Origin of the sequence: Plasticicumulans sp., assembly GCF_035331805.1 — a bacterium.
GTDB lineage: Bacteria > Pseudomonadota > Gammaproteobacteria > Competibacterales > Competibacteraceae > Plasticicumulans.
In genome coordinates this window covers 1-5,081 of sequence record NZ_DAOLKE010000264.1, presented here as the reverse complement: position 1 = coordinate 5,081, position 5,081 = coordinate 1, and the positions used below count along the sequence as shown (strand labels likewise).

Annotated in this window: 3 protein-coding genes; all 3 read left to right on the top strand. The window is 74.3% G+C overall.

Features of this window, described 5'->3' with window-relative positions:
• Nucleotides 1–194 precede the first annotated feature (194 nt).
• Nucleotides 195–1,691, top strand: a complete 1,497-nt coding sequence (locus PKE44_RS14850; RefSeq protein ID WP_324552550.1) for a hypothetical protein — start codon at nucleotides 195–197, stop codon at nucleotides 1,689–1,691.
• Nucleotides 1,692–1,751: 60 nt separating this feature from the next.
• Nucleotides 1,752–3,932, top strand: coding sequence for a hypothetical protein (locus tag PKE44_RS14845; RefSeq protein ID WP_324552548.1), 2,181 nt, complete (start codon nucleotides 1,752–1,754; stop codon nucleotides 3,930–3,932).
• Nucleotides 3,929–5,081 (top strand): hypothetical protein (locus PKE44_RS14840; protein ID WP_324552546.1); only part of this gene is annotated, 1,153 nt, incomplete at its 3' end. The genes PKE44_RS14845 and PKE44_RS14840, both read left to right, overlap by 4 nt.

Sequence of the window (5,081 nt, the reverse complement as noted above, 5' to 3'; positions counted from 1 at the left end):
GCTCTACATCACCATCGCGCTGCTGGCGGCAATGTGGGTGTTCGTGTTCGTGAGCCGGCGATTGCGCCGCGCGCCGATCGAAGCGCCGCCCGAAACGGGCACGCCTTAGAGGCTAACCCGCAGCATCGCGCGCCGCCTGGCTGGCGGCGGCCGCGCCCGACTGGCTGCCGGCTGTCGCCATTCTCGGTCTGCCGATGCTCTGGCTGGCGCGCCGCGCGCAGCGCTGGGGTCTACCGTGGCTACTCATCCTCTGGGCGGCGATGGCCCTCGCCTGCGGCGTGCCGCCTGCCGGACAAACAGCGCTGCACGAGGCCTTCGGCTGGACACCGCGCGTTATCGCGGCGATCTGGCTGTTCGCTGCCGGCCTGACTGGCATCGTCCTCGCCGGCCTGGCTTCCTGGCTCGCCGCGCGCTCGCCGACGCCACCCGCGGCTGCCGGGCGAGCGGCGCCGACGAGCCGCTGGCAAGCCTTGCTCTGGCCACTCTGGTGCCTGCTGCTTGGCCTCACCTGGCTGGTCATGGCCGACTTCGCCGGCGGCGCCGATCCGCAAGCGCGCTTCTTCGCGCTGCGCCACGCGGAAGCCTGCTGGCTGGCCAACGGCATCGCCTTGCTCGTCGCCTACGCCCGGCGCGCCATCGGCCGCGCCTGGCTGCGCGGTCTCAGCCGCTTGTCGGCGCTCGCCATCGACCCGCGCCAGCGCTTGCGCCTGCTCGGCGTGGGCCTCGCGCTGGCGCTGCTCGTCGGCTGGCTCGGGCGCAGCGGGCGCAGCGCGACGCTGCCCGGTCTGGCGATGCCGCACCTGAGCGGCGAAGCGCTGCGCATCGGCGTCTGTCTGATGCTCGCCTGGCTGCTCTACCGCGGTGGCGAGTGCGCCGCTTCGCGGGCGCGCCGCGCCCGCCTGTGGCGCGCGCTGTTCTGGGTCGGCGGCCTGGCGACGCTCGGCCTGGCGGTCTCCACCGACGCCGGCCCGCTGCTCGTGCTGCTGCTCGCCGGCTCGCTGCTGCTCGGCGTGCCGGCGATTCGCCGACTTGCCGGCGGGCGTAGCGGCGTCGCCCTGCTCCTCGCCGGCGTGCTCGCGGTGAGCGCCGTCGCCGTCTGGCGCGGCACGCTGGTCGACCTGCTGCCGCAATTCAGCGCGCTCGCCCGCCAGCGCGAAGTGGCGCGCGCGACGCCGCAACTCGCCGCGCACGACGACCAGATGCGCGTCCTTTGGCTGATCCAGGCCACCCCGGCCGGCGGTTTCGGCGCCGGACGAACGCCCTGGTGCGGCGCGCCGGCACAGGTCGGCGAAGCCGCCTGCGCCAGCGGACGCGGCAGCCGCGTGCAAGGCGCGCCGCTGCAACTGGTCGAAGACTTTGCCTTCGCCGCGCATCTCGCGCGCTACGGCCGCACCGCCGCCGTCGCCCTCGTCGGGCTGGCGCTCGTCTGGTGGTTCGCCGTCGTCATGTCTGCGCTGCCTCGCCGCCTGCCGCCAGCCGGCGCGCCGGCAGCGCTGGCCATGCAGCGCGCGGCGCTCTTCTGGCTGCTCACCGCAGCCGCCATCGTCGCCCTGGCGCAGACGCTGCTCAGCGTCGGCGGCACGCTCGCCTGGACGCCGATGTCCGGCGTCAACCTGCCGCTGCTCTCGTACGGCAAGGTCAGCCTGTGCAGCGCGGCCGTCTGCTGCGGCCTCGCGCTGGCGGAAAACTGACCACCAGCGCGCCCCCGCCGCGTCTTCATCCTCAACCCATCAAACCCCGGAGACCCCGCCATGCAACCGACTCGTCGCTACGCACAATCGCCACTGGCGCGCACCGCCGTTCTTCTCCTCCTCGCCGCCAGCGTGCTCGCCGCCGTGCTCGTCGCCTTGCTCAGCCGACCGACGGCCGGCGAAGGCGCCGACCTGCACCTCAACCAGCCGCGCCTGGAAGCGCTGCGCTGGCTGCGCAACAGCCTGCAGCCCGGCAGCGCGCCGCGCGCCGAATGCGCGCAGCCGCCCGCCGTCTGCGCGACGCTCGAGCAGCTCAACCAGCGCCTGGCGCAGGCGAGCCAGGCGCATGCGCTGCAGCCAGCGGCAGCCAGCGACAGCGACGAGGCACAAGCGCCGCCCGCCGACACGGCGCTGGCCGACGCGGCCGACTGGCTGCTGCGTGCAGCGCCCGACGGCGATCAACTGCTCGACCGCCTGCGCGCCGCCGACAACCCGGCGCCCTGGTGGCGATTCAACCCCTTCCGCCTGCCCGGATGCCTGTACGCCGCGGCGAGCGCCGGCGCGCCCGCGCCCGCGGCGACGCGCTGCGACGAAGGAACGCCGCTCGCTCCGGGCGACTACCCGGCGCAGGCGAACGCGCTCTTTGCCCTGCTCGGCGACTGGCGCGCGCCGTGGCAGGCGGCCAGCCCGAACACGCTCGCCAACGGACTGCACGTCGGCCGCCACCTGTGGTTGACGCTCGACCCCGGCGTGCAGCAGAAAGCGCAGATCACCGCCGCGTGCTACAGCGGTCAGGCCGCCGCCTGCGCGCGCTGCGGGTGGTGCGTCGCACGGCATGCGCGCGAGATGTACGAGAACGCGCGTGCGCGCAGCGTCGGCATCCTCGTCGTCAAGGCGAGCGACGGCGCCATTCTCGGCCTCGGCAGCGCGAGCAGCGCGTGCTACGTCGAGCGCCAGCAGGGACGCCCGGCGGGCGCCGACTGTCCGGCCCTGCCCGACGACAAGGCGCGCCTGCACCGCCTGGACAATCAGGTCGAGGAAGCCGAAATGCCCGGCTCGCTGAACAAACCGCAGCTCGCCGCCGCCCTGCTCGCCGCGCAGACGCTGCACGCGCAGGAAAGGCGAGCGCTGCCCGACATCCTGCGCAGCTCGGACACCGAAGCGATGATCGACCTCGTCCTCTGCCGCGCCGCCGATTTCGACCTCGCCTGCATCCGCCGCCGGCTCGCCGCGCTCGAGCGCGTTCTCGCCAGCACCGGCTGGAACGCCGGCTGCCGCGCCGGCGAAGCCTGCCGGCCGCAGCTCGACCTGCTCGGCGGACTCGCGCCGCGCGCCGGCGAAGCGCCGCTGCTGCGCGCCGCCTACCGCGAAAACGCGCTGCACGTGCGTAGCGCAGCGCTCGCCTACCCGGTCTTTGCCGGCCGCCTGCTGCGCACCGCCGACGGGCGCAGCCTGGCCGAACGTGTCGACCAACTGCGCCCGGAAGACCTGCGCGACTGCGCGCGCCAGGCCGGCAAGCAGCGTTGGCGCGGCTGCCAGGGCGCCGACCTGGTCAACCTGCTGGCCGAGCTGTTCGGCCAGGGCAACGCACTCGCCACCCCGCTCGGCATCGCCGAAAGCTGGCTGCACCTGGCCGCCGCGGCCAACGGCGCGGCGCAAGCAGCCGCCCCGCACCTGCTGGCGGCGGTACAGGAAAGCAGCGGCGAGCGCCGCCCGGTCGCGCCGCTGACGCCGACCGGCCTGGCGCAGCACGACGCGCGCAGCATCCTCGGCGCGCTGGAAGGCGTCCATCGAAGCGCCAGCGGCACCGCCTTCACCGCCTGTCGCAACGCCGTCAGCGCCGGCGGCGTTCTGCGCTGCGCCGCAACCGGCGGCCCGCGCATCGCCGGCAAGACCGGCACGCCGCTCTTTCCCGCCGACCGCCTGACGCTCGACGAATGGCGCCAGCAGTGCGCCGCCGCGCGCCAGGCGCCGGACAACGCGCAGACACGGCGCGTCGCCGCCGCGTGTCGCCTGCGGCCGATCAAGTGGTTCGCCGCGCTCGCCGCCCCGACGGCGCAGGCGCCCTTCGACACGCTGCTCGTGGTCAAAGTCGAGCGCAACTGGCGGCGTAGCAGCCAGCGCGTCGACGCCGCCGGCGATCGCGGGCCGGACGGCAACGTCGCCGCCGAAATCGGCCTGGCGCTGCTCAACAGCCTGTACACGCCGGCGACCGCCGTCGCCAAGGGGAGTAGCCAATGAACGCCCGACGCCGCAACCCGCACGCGCGCCCCGGCGCGACGCTCCGCCTTTCGGGAACGAGCGACGCCGGCGACTGGCCGAGCCTGCTGCTCGAACTGCGCGACCTTTTCGCCGAAGCCGCGCACCGCCACCCCGAGGCGCGCCCGACTCGCCTCGACCTCGTCCTCGCGCCGCAGCGCCTGTCGCCGCCGCCGGCGGGCAGCGCGGAACCGCCCGGCTGGCGCGAACTGCTCGCCTGGCTCGAAGCGCGCGCCGCGCACGGCCTGGTTTACGCCGTGCATCAGCCGCGCCAGCGCCGTCTGCCCGCGCATCGCCTGCTCCTTCGCCTCCGCCTGCCGGCCAGGCCGGACAAAAATGTGCCGAAAAACTGGCCGTCGCCGGCCTCCGGCGACGTCTCTACCTATAGCAGCGACACACCCTGCCCAAGGCTTGTTCAACCCACCGGAGACCTCAGCATGAACGCATCGTTCCGACCCCACCCGCAACACCCACCCGGCGAGCGCAGCGCCGGCCAGGCCAAGCCCGCGCCAGCCACCCGCGGCGCCGGCGCCTGGCGCCGCCTCTGCCAAATAATCGAAGACCGCCTCTTCGGCCCGCCGGCCGACTGGCACGAAGACGACGAGCGCCTCGACGAGCCGGCGCTCGCCCCGCAGCGCGTCGCCGAGCCCACGCAAGCGTGGCTGCAAGCCTTCAACAACGCGCTCACCGACGCCACCGCGCTCCTCCTGCGCGACTACGTCGAACCCGTGCATGCCGACGACCCGAGCACCGGCTTCTCGGTGCGCAGCATCGAAGTCGCTCTCCCCGAAGTGTATGCCCCCGGCCTGCGCACGATCGCCCAGATGCCGTCGGAAGCGCGCCAGCGGATCACCATCGCGCGCTGCCTGAAAGCACCCGGCGCCGCCGAGCAGCTCGAGTTCGACAAGTTCCGCGGCCTCAACGTCGTCGCGCCGGAAACGCTGGTCGATGGCTACCTCGTGCACACGCTGCTCGCCGGCGACGGCGCGCGGCTGCACGCCACATTCCGCTTCTCCGGCGACTACGTCACGCTGCGCCGCCGTGCAGCGGGCGGCAGCGCAGCGCCGACCGTCGACGCCGACGCCAGCGCCAGCGCCAACGCCGCGCCGGCGCTGGCGTCGGCGACCACCC

Excerpts from the sequence above, each read along its gene's own strand:
- PKE44_RS14850 (WP_324552550.1), top strand. The coding sequence starts at position 195 with ATGCTCTGGCTGGCGCGCCGCGCGCAGCGCTGGGGTCTACCGTGGCTA.
- PKE44_RS14845 (WP_324552548.1), top strand. The coding sequence starts at position 1,752 with ATGCAACCGACTCGTCGCTACGCACAATCGCCACTGGCGCGCACCGCC.